General features: G+C 59.3%; 16 protein-coding genes and 1 pseudogene. 9 read left to right on the plus strand and 8 right to left on the minus strand.

What is annotated here, in order from left to right:
• Positions 1–6 precede the first annotated feature (6 nt).
• Genes kduI through OAN307_RS29320 form a run of 6 tightly spaced genes read left to right on the plus strand, consistent with a single transcriptional unit; the run spans position 7 to position 4,758 of the window.
• Positions 7–1,422, plus strand: coding sequence for a 5-dehydro-4-deoxy-D-glucuronate isomerase (kduI, locus tag OAN307_RS30605; RefSeq protein WP_015497877.1), 1,416 nt, complete (start codon positions 7–9; stop codon positions 1,420–1,422).
• Positions 1,400–2,836, plus strand: a complete 1,437-nt coding sequence (locus OAN307_RS00195) for a mannitol dehydrogenase family protein (RefSeq protein WP_051067920.1) — start codon at positions 1,400–1,402, stop codon at positions 2,834–2,836. Before kduI ends, OAN307_RS00195 begins: the two co-directional genes overlap by 23 nt.
• Positions 2,836–4,008 (plus strand): mannonate dehydratase, encoded by a 1,173-nt coding sequence (uxuA, locus tag OAN307_RS00200; RefSeq protein WP_015497879.1) that lies wholly within the window; start codon positions 2,836–2,838, stop codon positions 4,006–4,008. Before OAN307_RS00195 ends, uxuA begins: the two co-directional genes overlap by 1 nt.
• Positions 4,001–4,162: a hypothetical protein gene (locus OAN307_RS29310; RefSeq protein ID WP_217564375.1), complete on the plus strand. Its 162-nt coding sequence runs from the start codon at positions 4,001–4,003 to the stop codon at positions 4,160–4,162. The genes uxuA and OAN307_RS29310 overlap by 8 nt, the downstream gene beginning before the upstream one ends.
• Complete coding sequence (locus tag OAN307_RS29315) at positions 4,159–4,344, plus strand: SAF domain-containing protein (protein ID WP_051067921.1); 186 nt, start codon at positions 4,159–4,161, stop codon at positions 4,342–4,344. The genes OAN307_RS29310 and OAN307_RS29315 overlap by 4 nt, the downstream gene beginning before the upstream one ends.
• 36 nt (positions 4,345–4,380) lie before the next feature.
• Positions 4,381–4,758: a UxaA family hydrolase gene (locus OAN307_RS29320; protein WP_015497880.1), complete on the plus strand. Its 378-nt coding sequence runs from the start codon at positions 4,381–4,383 to the stop codon at positions 4,756–4,758.
• 33 nt (positions 4,759–4,791) lie between these two features.
• Here OAN307_RS29320 and OAN307_RS31590 read toward each other — a convergent pair.
• Positions 4,792–5,685 (minus strand): annotated as a pseudogene (locus OAN307_RS31590) (IS5 family transposase).
• Between the two features lie 91 nt (positions 5,686–5,776).
• Positions 5,777–6,811: an L-idonate 5-dehydrogenase gene (locus OAN307_RS00215; RefSeq protein ID WP_015497883.1), complete on the minus strand. Its 1,035-nt coding sequence runs from the start codon at positions 6,809–6,811 to the stop codon at positions 5,777–5,779.
• Between the two features lie 75 nt (positions 6,812–6,886).
• Here OAN307_RS00215 and OAN307_RS00220 point away from each other — a divergent pair, with 75 nt between their 5' ends.
• Positions 6,887–7,645 (plus strand): SDR family oxidoreductase, encoded by a 759-nt coding sequence (locus OAN307_RS00220; protein WP_015497884.1) that lies wholly within the window; start codon positions 6,887–6,889, stop codon positions 7,643–7,645.
• Here the strand turns inward: OAN307_RS00220 and OAN307_RS00225 are convergent.
• Genes OAN307_RS00225 through OAN307_RS00250 form a run of 6 tightly spaced genes read right to left on the minus strand, consistent with a single transcriptional unit; the run spans position 7,642 to position 13,527 of the window.
• Positions 7,642–8,232, minus strand: coding sequence for a LysE family translocator (locus tag OAN307_RS00225; protein WP_015497885.1), 591 nt, complete (start codon positions 8,230–8,232; stop codon positions 7,642–7,644). The genes OAN307_RS00220 and OAN307_RS00225 overlap by 4 nt on opposite strands.
• On the minus strand, positions 8,232–9,200 hold the full coding sequence (locus OAN307_RS00230; RefSeq protein ID WP_015497886.1) for a mandelate racemase/muconate lactonizing enzyme family protein: 969 nt from the start codon (positions 9,198–9,200) through the stop codon (positions 8,232–8,234). Before OAN307_RS00230 ends, OAN307_RS00225 begins: the two co-directional genes overlap by 1 nt.
• A gap of 4 nt (positions 9,201–9,204) precedes the next feature.
• Positions 9,205–10,134, minus strand: a complete 930-nt coding sequence (locus tag OAN307_RS00235) for a 2-hydroxyacid dehydrogenase (protein ID WP_015497887.1) — start codon at positions 10,132–10,134, stop codon at positions 9,205–9,207.
• Positions 10,127–10,972, minus strand: coding sequence for a fumarylacetoacetate hydrolase family protein (locus OAN307_RS00240; protein ID WP_015497888.1), 846 nt, complete (start codon positions 10,970–10,972; stop codon positions 10,127–10,129). The genes OAN307_RS00235 and OAN307_RS00240 overlap by 8 nt, the downstream gene beginning before the upstream one ends.
• Positions 10,973–10,984: 12 nt before the next feature.
• Positions 10,985–12,784, minus strand: a complete 1,800-nt coding sequence (locus OAN307_RS00245; RefSeq protein ID WP_015497889.1) for an IlvD/Edd family dehydratase — start codon at positions 12,782–12,784, stop codon at positions 10,985–10,987.
• Complete coding sequence (locus OAN307_RS00250; RefSeq protein WP_015497890.1) at positions 12,781–13,527, minus strand: SDR family oxidoreductase; 747 nt, start codon at positions 13,525–13,527, stop codon at positions 12,781–12,783. The genes OAN307_RS00245 and OAN307_RS00250 overlap by 4 nt, the downstream gene beginning before the upstream one ends.
• Before the next feature lie 223 nt (positions 13,528–13,750).
• On the opposite strand from OAN307_RS00250, the gene OAN307_RS00255 reads away from it, so the two are divergent.
• Both OAN307_RS00255 and OAN307_RS00260 read left to right on the plus strand, forming a co-directional pair.
• Entirely contained in the window at positions 13,751–15,259 is a 1,509-nt protein-coding gene (locus OAN307_RS00255; protein ID WP_015497891.1) for a UxaA family hydrolase, read from the plus strand.
• On the plus strand, positions 15,256–16,251 hold the full coding sequence (locus tag OAN307_RS00260) for a Gfo/Idh/MocA family protein (RefSeq protein ID WP_015497892.1): 996 nt from the start codon (positions 15,256–15,258) through the stop codon (positions 16,249–16,251). The genes OAN307_RS00255 and OAN307_RS00260 overlap by 4 nt, the downstream gene beginning before the upstream one ends.
• Positions 16,252–16,277: the final 26 nt, after the last annotated feature.

Here is a 16,277-nt window from a genome sequence, read left to right on the forward strand (position 1 = left end):
AAAGACATGCTCAAAACCGAAACACGCCACGCCATCGATCCCGCCACGGCCAAGACGCTCGACACCGAGCGGTTGCGCGACCATTTCCACGTAGGCGGTCTGTTCGCGGACGGCGAGATCAATCTGGTCTACAGCCATTACGACCGCCTTATCCTCGGCTCTGCGGTGCCTGCGGGAAAGTCGCTGACTCTGGACAAGGTCGCGGCTGCGGGGACCGCCACGATCCTCGAACGGCGCGAGATGGGAGTGCTGAACATTGGCGACACTGGCAGCGTGTCGGTGGCCGGTGAAACCTACGATCTGGAGAACGGCGAGGTTCTGTATATCGGGATGGGCGCGGGCCCGGTGAAATTCCTCGGGGAGGGGCGCTTCTATGTACTGTCGGCGCCGGCGCATCAGACCTATCCCACGACACTCATCAAGCTCAAGGATGCGCGGCGCGTCGAAATGGGCGCGCGCGAGACCGCAAACGAGCGCGTCATCATCCAGTTTCTGCACCCCGAGGTCTGCAAATCCTGCCAGTTGTTGATGGGCTACACGCAGTTCGCCGAAGGGTCGGTCTGGAACACGATGCCCGCCCACCTGCACGACCGCCGGATGGAGGCCTACCTTTACTTCCAACTACCTGAAAATCAGCGCGTTTTTCACCTGATGGGTGAGCCATCACAGACCCGCCACATCGTCATTGCAAACGAAGAGGCGGTGATCTCGCCGCCTTGGTCGGTCCATGCAGGTGCTGGCACGTCGTCCTACACGTTCTGCTGGGCGATGGCTGGAGCAGATGTGATCTGTGTGGGCCGCCGCACCTGTGACGAGACTTTGGGCAGGATTACGGACGCAGGTGGCTCGGCGTCATCGGTGCTGGTGGATTTTGCTGATCCGATGGCGGGCCAAGGGCTGTTCGACGGCCAGCCTATCGACATTCTGGTCAACAACGCAGGCATCATCCGTCGCAACGATGCGGTGGACTTTACCGAAGACGACTGGGACGCGGTGATGGATGTGAACCTCAAAGCGTTATTTTTCACCACGCAGGCGTTTGCCAAGGCGGCGCTGGCGCGCGGCGGGCAGGGCCGTGTCGTCAACATCGCGTCACTGCTTTCGTTCCAAGGTGGTATTCGTGTACCCAGCTACACTGCGTCCAAGCACGGCGTCGCGGGGCTGACCAAACTGCTGGCCAACGAATGGGCCGCCAAAGGCATCAATGTGAACGCAGTAGCACCGGGATATATTGAAACCAACAACACCGAAGCCCTGCGTGCGGACCCCGAGCGCAACAAGTCGATCCTTGACCGTATTCCGGCGGGCCGTTGGGGTGAGGCGTCTGACATCGCGGGCGCTGCTGTCTATCTGTGCACGCCTGCGGCGGGATACGTGCACGGCGCGGTTCTCAATGTGGATGGAGGCTGGCTTGCCCGCTGACGGTCAGAACACACGCGCGCAGGCGCGTCCCGCGACGGGTATTGTTCATCTGGGTCTGGGCGCGTTCTTTCGCGCGTTCGGCTGCGTGTATATCGCCGACGCCATGGCGGCATCGGGAGGCAATTGGGGCATTGTCGGGGTGTCCCTGCGCAGCCCCGACACCCGCGATGCGCTTCGTGCGAGTGATTGGTCGTACACCTCCGTCAGCCTTGCACCCGAGGGTGATAAGCTGCGTGAGATTGCAGTGCTCAACGACGTGCTTGTGGCGCCGGAAAACCCGAAGGCGGTGATTGCCGCGATGGCGGATCCGGCCGTGAAGATCGTCACGTTGACCGTCACTGAAAAGGGCTATTGCCACAATCCGGCAACTGGCGCGCTGAACCTAGATCACCCCGATATCCGGCACGATCTGGCCTATGACCTACCGGTTTCCGCGCCGGGGTATCTGGTGTGCGCCTTGGCGGCGCGGCACGTCGCCGGTGTCGCTCCGTTCACCGTTTTGACCTGCGACAACCTGCCCGAGAACGGCAAGCTGGTGCGTGGTCTGGTGCTGGAGCTTGCGGCGCGGATTGATCCTGCCCTAGCGAACTGGATCGCGACCGAAGGGCGGTTCCCTTCCACGATGGTGGACCGGATAACGCCTGCCACAACGGGCGCGGACATTGCCCGTATTGCCACCTTGACTGGTGTCGCCGACGCGGCTCCCGTGATGCATGAATCCTTCTCCCAATGGGCGGTCGAGGACAATTTCGTTAACGGCGTGCGCCCTGATCTTGAGGCCGCCGGCGTCGAGATGGTCCGCGACGTGACCGCCCATGAACACATGAAGTTGCGGATGCTGAACGGCACCCATTCGGCGCTGGCCTATGCCGGTTATCTGGCAGGTCACGACACCATCGCTGATACCATGGCCGATCCAGTCTTCGCCGACTACGCCCGTGCGCTTTGGGCCGAAATTATGCCCACTGTCACAGCCCCCGAAAGCGTCAGCCTGACGGCATACGCCGAGGCGCTTTTTGATCGCTATGCCAACCCCGCGATCCGTCACCGCACATGGCAAATCGCCATGGACGGCAGCCAGAAACTGCCGCAACGCATCCTTGGCACGCTGCACGAAAATCTGGCTGAGGGTCGGAAAGCTGACGGGCTTTGCGTCGCGTTGGCCGCTTGGATGCGCTACGTGAGCGGCACGGACGAGGCAGGCCAACCTATCGACGTGCGTGACCCTTTGGCCGACCGCCTGCGCAACCTTGCAGCGGGGCAGGACACTCCGGCAGATGTCGTCACCGCGATCCTGTCGGTCGAGGATATCTTCCCTGCGGATCTGGCCGACCAACTGCGCGGCCCTGTGTCTAAAGCGGCAGAAAAGATATGGTCCAACGGCGTACGTACTACTGTGCAAGGGGTCACATAATGATCGAAAGCTGGCGGTGGTACGGCGAGTTTGACAGCATTCCCCTGTCGGACGTGGCGCAGACGGGTGCACGCGGGATCGTGACGGCGCTGCATGGCATTCCTTACGGTGAGGTTTGGCCACAAGACGCGATTGTCGCGCGAAAGGCGCTGGTGACGGAGGCGGGTTTTGACTGGGTCGTGGTCGAAAGCCTGCCCATTCACGAACGCATCAAACGCGGTGATGGGGATTTGTCGCAGCTCTTTGCCAATTACCGCCAGTCGATGGCCAATCTTGCGGCAGAAGGGATCACGACAATCTGCTATAACTTCATGCCGCTTCTGGACTGGACCCGCACCGATCTGGCCGCACCTGTGGCAGGCGGTGCCACTTGCCTGCGGTTCGAAGCGGTCCGCATGGCCGCGTTCGAGGTTCACATGTTGGGCCGTCGTGCCGCCGAGGACGATTATCCGGACGATATACTGGCCAAGGCGGCCGCGTGGTTTCAGGCCGCTAATGATGCGGATCGCGCAGCCCTTCTGGCCGCGATCATGGCCGGATTGCCCGGCGCGTTCGACCGCTACGATGTGGATGGATTGAAGGCCGCGTTGGCCGCCTATGACGGGATCGGTCGAGACGCTTTGCGGGCCAATTACCAACGCTTCCTCAACGAGGTCGTGCCCACCGCGGAAGAGTTGGGGGTGCGGCTGTGCGTGCACCCCGACGACCCGCCGCGCGACATTTTGGGACTGCCGAGGATCGTGTCGAACGGGGACGATCTGGAGTGGGTGTTGAAAGCCTACGACAGCCCTGCGAACGGGATCACTCTGTGTTCAGGCTCTCTTGGGGCGAACCCCGCCAACGATGTGCCCGTGATTGCTGGAAAAGTCGCCCATCGCATCCACTTTGCCCATCTGCGCAACGTGCGCAAAGACCCTGATGGGTCGTTCGAGGAGGCGGCGCATCTGGATGGTGACACAGACATGGTGGCGCTGGTCCGAGTGTTGCTGGATGAAGAGGCGCGACGCTGCGATGTGGGACGCGCCGATCACGCGATCCCGTTCCGGCCGGATCATGGCCACCACATGCTGTCCGACCTCGCGCGCGATCTGATTCCGGGCTATCCGTTGATCGGACGTTTGCGCGGTCTGGCCGAATTGCGCGGCGTGATGCGGGCGTTGTCCCATGGCTGAGCCGCTGGTCCTGCACCTGAGCGATACAATCGCCGTCCTGACCGAGCGGGCCAAGGCGGGGGACGATCCGCTTGACCTTGGCATGCCTTTGGCGGCACCTGTGTCGTCCGGGCACAAGGTGGCGCGGGTGCGACGGCCGCGGGTGCGCCGGTGATTAAATTCGGGCAGTTCATCGGCCAAGCGACGGTGGCGATTGCCGCAGGTGACCATGTTCACACCCACAATTGCGTCTTCGCGAATCCTGAAAAAGACTATGCCATCGGTGCTGATCTGGCCGCAGCGCAACGGGCGATCCCGCACACCGACTTGCTGACCTTCAGCGGCTACGCCCGCTAGGACGGCCGCATCGGCACTCGGAATTACATCGCCCTCGTGGCGACTGTGAATCGTTCCGCCACTGTCATCCGCCGTGCCGCATCCGAGATCGCGGCGAGCAGGCTACTGGAAGACTACGCCAGCGTTGACGGTGTCGTCGCTCTGGCCCACGGAACCGGCTGCGGCATGGCCAACAGCGGCTGGGGATTTGATATTCTTGACCGTGTGCTGTGGGGGCATGCGATCCATCCGAATGTGGGCGCGACCGTGTTTGTCGGTCTGGGCTGTGAAGTCATGCAGATCGCGGGGATGCAGTCGCATTCTGGCACTGCGGGCACCGACCGGTTTCACGCGCTGACCATTCAGGACACCGGTGGTACCCGTGCAACGATCGACGCGATCAAGACGCATGTGGCGTTGTTGCATGGAGCATGAAGAGTTCGGAACGCGCCCTACCCGAGAGGGAATTCAGGCGGTGCGTTGAAAATTGGGGCGGCCAAGATCTGTCATCCGGTTAGGGGTCCGGACGCCAATTTTAGCCTCTGGTTTCTGATTTTCGAACTAGCGCGCTTTGAGCTTGGGCCCGATGATGGCCTTCCATCGGCCGATCTGCGTCTCAATGCGGCTGCGCTGATTGTAGCCGGATGACTTCTGCTAAGCCATTCGACCATGGGCAGTTATGTCTGCAATATGGCGGTCACGAATGCTCGGGTTTTGGGCGGCGCTGGGGCTCAGGACCGCGTTCTTGGGTGGTGGGATCGTGACTTCGATTAACGCACTGAAGCGGTCGCTCAGAACCTTGACCGTTGGCTCGCCATCGTATGCACCGTCCGCAAGAAATAGGTCAACCGGACCGCCGATCTGATCCAGCAGGCCTGGCAGCGCGGTCTGATCACCAATGTCATCAGTGGTCAAATCAGAGCAGACGATTTGGCCACTAACAAGATCAAGACCAAGCTGCAGCTTGCGCCAAGAGCGCCGTTTGCGCTTGGTTTTATACTTTTGCTCCAGCTATTCGCCTTCGCCGAAGATCTTTAACCCGGTGCTATCCACGACCAGATGTACTGGTTCGGGCTTTTGGACAAAGCTTTGGGAGACAAACTCAGCCCATTGCCTCTGCGTGACAAGGTCGTGAAATGCCGCGCTTCGATCTCAACCCCAAGCAGTCCGGTGATGGAGCGCATCAAGCCTTGGGTTTGCCGCAGTGGTTGCTTGAACACCATGCCAAAGGTCAGGCAAAGCTCAATCGCCAAGTCCGAATAGACAGCCTGGCCGCCAGGCGTCGTACGCGGCGCAGTCGGTCACCCGACGCTTTTGCTTCGGGATCTTGTCGCGACGATCAGCGTTGAATTTGTGCGGCATTTATAGCATCCTCAAAAGGCAGGCCGACACCAATATCAGTGGAGTGGCGGTCCATGCAACAACGCCCAAGGTAGACATTTCGAAGTGCGCGTCAGGTAAAGGTGATCTGAACCTTCATGGCTTGGCTGCGATCTTTAGCCATTTCGAACGCATCTATTGAGTCGTCCAAGCTGAATTTATGCGTGATTAAAGGGGTGACGTCGATCAGCCCTTTTTGCATCATTGCCACGGCTGTTGCGAATTCGCTGTGAAACCGGAACGACCCACGCAGGGTTAACTCTTTGGCCGTGATCGCTTGCATCGGGATGGTCATATCTCCGCCCATGCCAAGTTGTACGAGTGTTCCCTTTGGGCGCAACGCCGCGACACCTGACGCAAGCGCCGCTGGAGCGCCAGAGCATTCGAACTGCACGTCGATCTGGCCTTTGCCAGCGGTGAAGGGGGCAAGCGCGTCGCTGTCACTCGCCAAGTTCAACACAACGTCTGCGCCGCATTTTTCGGCCATGTCGAGTGTGTAGTTTGACAGATCGGTCGCAATGATTTTCGCAGCTCCGGCGCGGCGCGCGGCGAGGATTGTGAGCGCACCGATGGGCCCACACCCTGTGACCAAAACCGTCTTACCAACTAAGTCGCCTGCTTGGCGCATCGCGTGCAAACAAACGGCCAAGGGCTCTGCCATGGCAGCGGCTTCGGGGCTTAGGTCATCGGCGGGGACGCATTGGCTGGCGTCGACGATGAGCTCTTGGCTGAATGCGCCTTGGATGTGGGGGTAGGGCATTGCGCTGCCGTAAAAGCGCATGTTCTCGCAGTGGTTGGGTTGGCCGCGCAGGCAGTAGTCGCACTTGGCGCATGGCCGTGATGGGGAGACCGCTACCAGCTGGTCGGGGACGAGCCCTGTGACGCCGTCGCCGACAGTTGCGATGTGGCCGGATACTTCGTGGCCCAGCACCATGGGTTGGCGTAGGCGCACCGCCCCGAAGCCGCCGTGATTGTAGTAGTGCAGGTCGGACCCGCAGATGCCACCGACAGCCATATTGATGCGGACTTCGCCTGCGGCTGGCGCGGGCAAGGGGGATTGTTCTTCGATCCGCAAATCTTGTGCTGCGTGAATGACGACTGCTCGCATAATTGACCTGACTTAGTTATGTACAACTTACCCGAAGTTAACGATACTTCTTCAATAGCACCAAAGGAAAATATCATGAGCCTCTCTCTTTTTGACCTGACGGGTCAGCGCGTTTTGATCACCGGGTCTAGTCAGGGCATCGGTTTTGCCTTGGCAATGGGTATGGCGGCGGCTGGGGCCGAAATTATCTTGAACGGACGTGATGCGAGTAAGCTAGCGCAAGCGGCAAAAGACCTTGGCGGCACTGTGCAAGTCTTGGCCTTTGACGTGACCGACCATGACGCAGTGCGTGCGGCAGTCGATGCGTTTGAGACAGAGTCAGGCCCGATCGATATCCTGATCAACAACGCAGGCATGCAGCATCGTGGTGAGTTGGAAGAGTTTCCCGCAGATGCGTTTGAGCGGTTGTTGCAAACCAATGTCGCCAGTGTGTTCCACGTTGGCCAAGCGGTGGCGCGTCATATGATCAAACGCGGCAAAGGCAAGATCATCAACATTGCGAGTGTGCAAACTGCCCTCGCGCGCCCCGGTATTGCGCCTTACACGGCGACGAAAGGGGCGGTGGGCAACCTAACCAAAGGCATGGCGACGGACTGGGCGAAACATGGGTTACAGTGCAACGCAATCGCACCCGGTTATTTTGACACGCCACTGAATGCCGCCTTGGTTGCGGACCCCGAATTTTCCGAGTGGCTGGCCAAGCGCACGCCGTCAGGCCGCTGGGGTAAGGTCGAAGAATTAGTGGGCGCTGCGGTGTTTTTGTCGTCGGCTGCGTCCAGTTTTGTGAATGGGCATACGCTTTATGTGGACGGCGGGATCACCGCGTCGCTTTAGGTCTGCGACCAAAGCGCCAGACCGACCGCGACCAGCATCGACAGCGCCATCGTGATGTTCACGCGGCGTTGCGCCTGCGGGCCAAGGTCAAGGCGGCGTAAGCTGATCCCCGCGCCAAGCCAGCCAAGGTGCAAGGGTATCCAGATCAGGTTCATGATCAGCAGTTTGATCGCCGTCTCTAGCCATAGGGCGTCGGGCATAAAGCTAAAGCCGGTGAACAAAGTTGTGTTCACGACATAGGCTTTGGGGTTGATCGGTTGCAGGGCCAAACCGTTCCAAAACCCCAGCGGCGTGCGGGCCTCGATAAAGCCAATTTGCGCGCCCGCGCTGGCAATGCGCCAAGCGAGCCACAGTAGGTATCCGAGTGAGGCGATCAGCAGTGTTGTGCGTAGCCACGGCAAGGCAAGTGCGGTTGCTGTGACGCCTGAGATCACAAGCATCGCCACCAAATTACTGCCTGCAAATAGCCCTGCGACGTAGGCCAGCCCGTTACGGTAGCCATAGGCCGCACCGACGCCTGCGGTCGATAAAACACCCGGACCAGGGGAGATGATCAGGAAGAAAACAGCAGCGGCGAAGGCGAGCATCAGGTGACCTCGTACGGGGTCAGTTTTGGCCAATCGAACGTTACACCAATGCCAGCCACATCAGGGGCTACGGCGCGTTGATTTTCGACTACCAGCGGGCGCGTGGTGTAACGGTCGATGGGAAAGCTGTGCACTTCAAGCCAGCCGCCATGCGCCTGAGATGACACCAGCGAAACGTGCAATTCCTGCATCCCGTGCGAACAGACAGGCACGTCGATGCCGCTTGTCATTTCAGCGACTTTGAGCCAGCCCGTGATATCACCGCAGTTGGAGGTATCAGGTTGGATAAAACCTAGATTGCCTTGGGCCAGAGCCATTTCAAATTCATGGATTGTGTGCAGGTTCTCACCTTGCGTGACCGCCATGCCAGAGGCGTTTGCGACCTCGGCGTAGCCTGCGTAATCGTCAGGGATGATGGGTTCTTCGAACCAGAGGATGTTTTGATCTTTGACCGCTAGGGCCAGTTCAATCGCCTGTGCACGGGTGAGTGAATAATTTGCGTCGATCATGAAGGCCGCGTCGGGTCCGATCTGCGAACGCACGGCGCGAATGCGGGCGATGTCGTCGGCCATATAAGGTTGGCCGATCTTTATTTTGACGCCGCCAAGGCCTGCGTCGATGTAGCTTTGCACATGGGTCAAAAGTTTGGGCAGGGGATAGGCCAGATCAATTCCGCCGCCGTAGGCCTTGCAGGTTTTGCGAGCGCCTCCTGCGACTTGCCACAAGGGTCGATCCAACGCCTGACAGCGCAAATCCCAAAGGGCGATGTCGATGGCCGAAATTGCAAAGCTGGCAATACCGCCGCGCCCACCGTTGTAGGAATAGCCAGTGCCACTGCGCCCGTCGTTCAGCGTGACGGTCGCAGTGATCAGGTGGAAGTGCTGGTGGTCGCCGTGCTTGGCGTCCACCAGCACTTCGTCGAGTGGGACGGCGAACAGTCGTGATGTGACGGCTGTGATCCGCGCCATTTCGCTACATCCCGTCGCATTCTGGCACTGGGCTGATCACGGTGCCGTCGCTGAGATGCTGCAACAAATTGTCAACCGTCAGCGCCCCCATCGCGGCGCGGGTTTCAACCGTTCCGCTCCCGACGTGCGGCAACAGAATCGTGTTGGGCAGATCGCGCAGCGCTTGAGGTACATGCGGTTCTGCGGCGAACACGTCCAGGCCTGCCCAGCCGAGCGCGCCAGATCGCAAGGCGGCGATCATCGCGTCCTCGTCCACGACAGACCCGCGCGCGACGTTGATCAAGGTGCCTTGTGGACCAAGTGCTGCCAACACATCGGCGTTGACGATTTTGTTCGTCGCAGGACCGCCCGGGGTGATGCAGACCAGAACGTCACAGTCCACGGCCATCGTTTTGAGGTCGTCGTAGTATTTGTAAGCGACGTCTTTTTTGCTGCGGCTGTGGTAGACGATTGTGGGGGTCCATGGCGCGAGTTTATCGGCGATCGCTTGGCCAATGCGACCGAGACCCAGAATGCCGATGGTTTGATTATCCGCCGAGCGGGTGAGGGGGGCGTTGCCCTTGGCCTCCCACGCGCCGGAACGCACATAGGCATCGTCGCGCAAAGCTTCGCGGTAGCAGGCGAGCATCAGCAAAACAGCCGTGGTGGCGACTTCGGCGTTCAGCACATTCGGTGTATGCGTGACGACGATGCCGCGTTTCACGGCTTCGGTTGTGTCGATGGCGTCGTAACCCACGCCGTAGCACGAGATGTGCTTGAGGTTGGGCAAGGACGCCATGATATCGGGTTTGATCCCGTCGTGACCGTTGGTGCAAACATGGGTAATCTTATCGGCGGGGTAGCCGCCATCCGCCAGTTTGTGGATGGTGAATTTATCCGCCATCCGCTCCAGCATTTTATCGGTGGCCCCCCCGATGAGCAAAAGATCAGGCATCTTGACCGACCTCCTGTCGCTGCTGGCCGAGGCCTTGGATCGTCAGTTCCATCACATCGCCAACCTTAAGGTAAATCGGTTCAGGCTTCATGCCCATCGCCACACCCGGAGGCGTGCCCGTGGTGATCACATCGCCCGGATGCAGGGTCATCAAGCCGCTCAGGTGTTCGATGATTTTGGCAACGGTGAAGATCATCGTCGATGTGTTTCCAGTCTGCATCCGCTTGCCGTTCACATCGAGCGACATAGCAAGGTTTTGCGGATCGGCTACTTCATCACGGGTCACCAGCCACGGACCTGTCGGGCCAAATGTGTCGCAGGATTTACCCTTGGTCCATTGTCCTGTCAGTTGCGTTTGAAAGTGCCGCTCGCTGACGTCGTTGATTACGCAGTAGCCCGCGACATGGTCCAGCGCGTTTTCTTTGCTGACGTATTTGGCTGTCTTGCCGATGACGACACCCAGCTCGACTTCCCAGTCGGTGTGGGTTGAGCCGCGCGGCATGACCACGTCGTCATTGGGGCCGACGACCGCGGAGTTGGCTTTGAAGAACAGGATCGGATGCTCGGGGATTGCCGCACCGGTTTCGGCGGCGTGGTCAGAGTAGTTCAGACCGATGCACAGGAACTTGCCGATGTTGCCAACACAGGCACCGAGGCGTGGGGTGCCGCTGACGGTGGGCAGGGTGCTGGGGTCAAGGCTGCGCAGTTTATCCAGTGTCGCGTCGTCCAGCATATCGCCCGTGATGTCAGCCACATGGGCTGACAGATCGCGCAAGTTATCACCGTCCATCAGGCCAGCTTTTTCTGCGCCTGTGTCTCCGTAACGTACAAGTTTCATTGTTTTTTCCTTTTAGTGATTGTCGCGCGGCATATACGTGCGGGCGAGGTCTTGATATTCGGTGGAACCGTCCAGCGTCATGCCCTCATCAAAGCGGCCGACCTTTTCGCGGAACAGCGCCTGCCATGGGGTCTGGCTTTTGGGGATAGCATAGCCGCCCGTCGCCGCTAGCTTGCGGGCGCGATCGGCCAACTCTTCCAATGGGACAAGCATGTCGGTGGTGCATTTGTTTAAGTCGATGCGCACGCGGTCACCCGTTTGTAATAACGCCAGTCCGCCACCATCGGCAGCCTCGGGCGAGGCGTTCAGGATCGAGGGAGAACCAGAGGTGCCAGATTGCCGGCCGTCACCGATACACGGCAAGGCTTCGACGCCTTGTTTGAGAAGATAAGCGGGCGGGCGCATGTTCACGACTTCCGCCCCGCCGGGATAACCCTTGGGTCCTGCGCCGCGCATGAACAACATGCATTGCGCGTCGATTTTTTCGGCGGGATCATCGATGCGGTGGTGGAAATCTTCTGGGCCTTCAAAGACGATCGCGCGGCCTTCAAAAGCGTTAGGGTCATCAGGATTGGACAAATATGTCGCACGGAACGCGGGGCTAATCACGGAGGTTTTCATCAAGGCGCTGTCGAACAGATTGCCCTTCATATTGATAAAACCTGCCTTCGCCTTTAGCGGATCGCTTACGGGTTTGATCACGAGGGTATCTGCGCTGCGTTTTGCTTTGCAATTGTCGCCTATGGTTTGCCCGTTGGCGGTGATGGCCTTTGGGTGGGGCAGCATGTCCGCGGCCATCAGTTCGCCGACTACGGCTGGCACGCCACCCGCATGTTGGTAGTCTTCACCAAGGTATTCGCCTGCAGGCTGAAGGTTGACCAGAAGCGGCACGTCATGGCCAATCTTTTGCCAGTCGTCATTATCCAGCGACACGCCAAGGTGACGCGCAATGCCGTTCAAATGGATAGGCGCGTTGGTGGAGCCGCCGATGGCCGAGTTAATCACGATGGCGTTTTCAAACGCCTCGCGGGTCATGATGTCTGAGGGACGCATGTCCTCCCAGACCATCTCGACGATGCGCTTGCCGGTCTCATAACTGATCTGGCCGCGCTCGCGGTAGGGCGCTGGAATCGCGGCTGAACCGGGGAGTTGCATGCCCAAGGCTTCGGCCAAGGAATTCATCGTCGTGGCGGTACCCATGGTGTTGCAATAGCCGACTGAGGGCGCGGATGAGGCCACAAGATCCATAAACCCGTCATTGTCGATTTCACCAGCGGCGAGCATTTCGCGGGCCTTCCAAACAACAGTGCCAGAGCCGGTGCGTTCGCCATTGAACCAGCCGTTCAGCATCGGGCCGACGCTAAGGGCAATCGCGGGAATGTTCACGGTGGCGGCGGCCATCAGGAGGGCAGGGGTGGTTTTGTCACAGCCAATATTTAGAACAACACCGTCCAGCGGATAGCCGAACAGGGTTTCCACCAGCGACAGATACGCAAGGTTGCGGTCCAGCATCGCGGTGGGGCGTTTGCCGGTTTCTTGGATCGGATGCACAGGCACTTCGATGCAGGTGCCGCCCGCGGCAATAATGCCATCGCGCACACGCTTGGTCAGTTCCAGATGGTGGCGGTTACAGGGGCTAAGGTCGCTGCCAGTTTGGGCAATCGCGATGATCGGTTTGCCTGATTGCAGCTCCTCGCGGGTCAGGCCGTAGTTTAGGTAACGTTCCAGATACAGCGCAGTCATTTCCGGATTGTCAGGGTTCATGAACCACTTGCGGCTTCGTAGATCTTCTATACTGATTTTCTTGCTCATTGGCCTGACCAACCTCCGTCGATGATATGTGGGTGCCCGGTCGTGAACGCACTTTCGTCACTGGCAAGGTAGACCACGAGGGCTGCGATTTCTTCGGCGGTTGCGACGCGGCCCATGGGCTGGCGTTCGACGAACTGCTTGAGGGCGGCTTCTTTACTGCCCAATTCCTTGCCCAACTGATCAACGCGGTCTTGCCAACTGGGGGAGTCTACGGTGCCAGGGCAGATGCAATTACAGCGGATGCCTTGAGACATATAGTCAACGGCAACCGATTTGGTCAGACCGATAACAGCCGCCTTGGTCGTGCCATAAATAAAGCGGTTCGGCGCGCCGATCACGTTAGAACAAGCGGACGACATGTTGATAATCGATCCTGTGCCGCGCTCTAGCATGGCGGGCAAGGCGGCGCGGATTGTGCGCAGCATGGAGCGGACATTGAGGTCGAGCGCGAAGTCAAGTTCATCATCTGTCGCGTCCAGAATTGAACCATGGTGCACAAAGCCTGCGCAGTTAAACAGCACGTCAGGATTGGCGCGCGCGACACCCTCAGTGACGCTGTCGTCACTGAGGGCATCAAGGGCAAACGTCTCGACACCCGTCAATGTTGCCAAGGCTTCGGCGTTGACGTCGGTGGCGAAAACCTGTGCGCCTTCAGCTGCCATCGCCAAAGCGCTGGCGCGTCCAATGCCTTGGCCCGCTGCGGTGACTAAGACACGCTTTCCTTCAAGTCTTTGTTTTGTCATGAATATCCCCCTCCAATTTCACGTCGCATTCGAAAGCAACTCCATCGTGGTCCCTGTCTGGGTTTCACATGGGATTTCGCTTTGACTTCTTAGCACTATACGCGCGATATTCTAATTTGGTATACCAAATCGTACTTCATTTTCGGCCTGCAAACTCCCATGCAGTGCCCAACCGTCTGAGCGCGTGTGAAATGCGCGCCAATTGAGAAAGCAAAAGTATCCTATGGACAGTGTGCGCCTTGACCCTTCCGACAATGTTGTGACTGCAACCCGCGCGCTTGCCGCCGATGCCGAGGTTGAGGGCATTGCGACAGCAGGGCTGGTCCCGTCTGGTCACAAGGTCGCGACAATGGCGATTGCGCAGGGCGAGGCGGTGCGCAAATACGCGCAGGTCATCGGCTACGCATCGCAAGACATCGCGGCGGGCGATCACGTGCACACGCATAATACTGAGTTTCGCAATACTGAGGCCGACTATGAATTTTCGACCGACTTGCGCCCTGTTGCGATGGTGCCCGAGGATCAGCGCGATACGTTCATGGGTTATCGTCGTGAAAACGGCAGCGTCGGGACGCGCAATTATATTGCCATCGTCACGTCAGTGAATTGTTCGGCCACGGCGGCGCGAATGATAGCAGATTACTTTACGCCTGACATCATGGCGCAGTATCCCAACGTCGATGGTGTCGCGGCGTTCGTGCATGGCACGGGGTGCGGCATGGCGGGCGATGGCGACGGGTTTGAGGCCTTGCAGCGGGTGATGTGGGGCTATGCGCGTCACCCCAATCATGCGGGTGTTTTGATGGTGGGTCTGGGATGCGAGATGAACCAGATTGATTGGTTGCTCGACGCATGGGGTCTAAAGCAGGGGCCTTTGTTTCAGGCGATGAACATTCAGAATGTTGCGGGTTTGCGGCGCACGGTCGAGCTGGGCATCGAAAAAGTCGCGGCGATGTTGCCACTGGCGAACGAAGCGGAGCGGACGCCTTGTCCCGCGTCCGAATTGAAAGTTGCGTTACAATGTGGCGGATCGGATGCGTGGTCGGGGATCACGGCGAATCCTGCGCTTGGATATGCGTGTGATTTGCTGGTGGCCCAAGGCGGGACAGGCGTTTTGGCTGAAACGCCTGAAATTTATGGCGCCGAGCATTTGTTGACACGTCGCGCGGTGGATCGCGCTGTCGGCGACAAGCTGATCGGATTGATCAGCTGGTGGCAGGACTACACGACGCGCAACCGCGGCTCGATGGATAACAATCCGTCTCCTGGTAACAAAAAGGGCGGGCTGACGACGATCCTTGAAAAATCGCTTGGTGCTGCGGCAAAGGGGGGCACCACGCCTTTGACCGGCGTCTATAAATACGCGGAAACCGTAACGGCCCATGGCTTCACCTTTATGGACAGCCCCGGCTATGACCCTGCGTCGGTCACAGGGCAAATCGCGGGCGGCTGCAATTTGGTGTGCTTCACCACAGGGCGCGGGTCGGCGTTTGGATCAAAGCCCAGCCCGACGATCAAGGTCGCGACAAACTCCGAAATGGCGGCACGTATGTCTGAGGACATGGACGTGGACGCGGGCACGATCCTAAGCGGCGGCGTCAGCGTGGCACAAAAAGGGCGCGAGCTTTACGAGATGTTCTTGGCCGTTGCCTCGGGCGAGGCCAGTAAGTCCGAGGCGCAGGGGCTTGGCGATTACGAATTTGTTCCGTGGCAAATCGGCGCTGTGATGTGAGGCGACTTGTCGTCATCGGTGGCGGGCTGATTGGCATCCGTCATGTGCAAGCGGTTCAAGCGCATGAAGACTGCGAGCTGGTCGGCTTGGTCGATCCAAATTTGGGCATTGTGGCGGGGGATGTGGCGCGGTTTGCCGATATGGCCGACGTGCCTGACGGCGTTGACGGTGCGATCATTGCGACGCCAACGGGGCTGCACGCGGCCCATGGAATTGCGGCGGCAAAGCGGGGTTGGCATGTGCTGATCGAAAAACCGGTCGCCGCTGATGTGGCAGGGTCGCAGGCATTGCAAGCGGCATTGAGCAACGCTGGAGTGCAGTCATTGGTCGGTCATCATCGCCGCTATCATGCGTCTGTGCGCCAGTTGCGCGCGATGCTGGCAGAGGGCGCGATTGGTACGCCTGTGACAGCCAGTTTGATCTGGGCGATGCGCAAACCGGATGACTATTTCGATGGGAATTGGCGTACGGCTGGCGGATCGCCGGTGATGATCAACCTCGTTCATGACATTGATATCTTGCGCTTCGTCTTGGGTGAAATCAGCGACGTCGCCTGTCTTGCTGGTGCGCCGCTGCGCGATGGTGGACGCATCGAAAGCGGGGCGGTCGCCCTGCGTTTTGAACGGGGCGTTACTGCGACAATCAGTTTTGCAGACACAGCGCCCAGCCCTTGGGGGTTCGAGGCGGGTACGGGCGAGAACCCTAATGTTGGCACCACAAACCAAGACATGATGTGGATCACAGGCACGCAAGGCGGCATCAGTTTTCCGTCGTTGACCCAATGGAACGGTGTGGACTGGGGTCAGGCGGCTCAGACGGTGCCCGTCGATGTGGCGGTCAACGAAGCCGTCCCATTGGCCGCGCAATTGGATCACTTCTTGGATGTCATTGGGGGCGCCGCGCCCTTGATTGATGTGGCCGACGCCACTCGGACATTGCAAGTAGCATTGGACATTGAAACGCAATTACGTGGCACCGGCGCTGCGACATGAACATAACGCAGCAAAAAGGACTATAT

The sequence above is a fragment of the Octadecabacter antarcticus 307 genome (assembly GCF_000155675.2).
Taxonomy (GTDB): domain Bacteria; phylum Pseudomonadota; class Alphaproteobacteria; order Rhodobacterales; family Rhodobacteraceae; genus Octadecabacter; species Octadecabacter antarcticus.

Coding starts and splice junctions, on each gene's coding strand:
- kduI (WP_015497877.1), top strand. CDS start 7: ATGCTCAAAACCGAAACACGCCACGCCATCGATCCCGCCACGGCCAAG.
- OAN307_RS00195 (WP_051067920.1), top strand. CDS start 1,400: ATGGAGGCTGGCTTGCCCGCTGACGGTCAGAACACACGCGCGCAGGCG.
- uxuA (WP_015497879.1), top strand. CDS start 2,836: ATGATCGAAAGCTGGCGGTGGTACGGCGAGTTTGACAGCATTCCCCTG.
- OAN307_RS29310 (WP_217564375.1), top strand. CDS start 4,001: ATGGCTGAGCCGCTGGTCCTGCACCTGAGCGATACAATCGCCGTCCTG.
- OAN307_RS00215 (WP_015497883.1), bottom strand. CDS start 6,811: ATGCGAGCAGTCGTCATTCACGCAGCACAAGATTTGCGGATCGAAGAA.
- OAN307_RS00220 (WP_015497884.1), top strand. CDS start 6,887: ATGAGCCTCTCTCTTTTTGACCTGACGGGTCAGCGCGTTTTGATCACC.
- OAN307_RS00225 (WP_015497885.1), bottom strand. CDS start 8,232: ATGCTCGCCTTCGCCGCTGCTGTTTTCTTCCTGATCATCTCCCCTGGT.
- OAN307_RS00230 (WP_015497886.1), bottom strand. CDS start 9,200: ATGGCGCGGATCACAGCCGTCACATCACGACTGTTCGCCGTCCCACTC.
- OAN307_RS00235 (WP_015497887.1), bottom strand. CDS start 10,134: ATGCCTGATCTTTTGCTCATCGGGGGGGCCACCGATAAAATGCTGGAG.
- OAN307_RS00240 (WP_015497888.1), bottom strand. CDS start 10,972: ATGAAACTTGTACGTTACGGAGACACAGGCGCAGAAAAAGCTGGCCTG.
- OAN307_RS00245 (WP_015497889.1), bottom strand. CDS start 12,784: ATGAGCAAGAAAATCAGTATAGAAGATCTACGAAGCCGCAAGTGGTTC.
- OAN307_RS00250 (WP_015497890.1), bottom strand. CDS start 13,527: ATGACAAAACAAAGACTTGAAGGAAAGCGTGTCTTAGTCACCGCAGCG.
- OAN307_RS00255 (WP_015497891.1), top strand. CDS start 13,751: ATGGACAGTGTGCGCCTTGACCCTTCCGACAATGTTGTGACTGCAACC.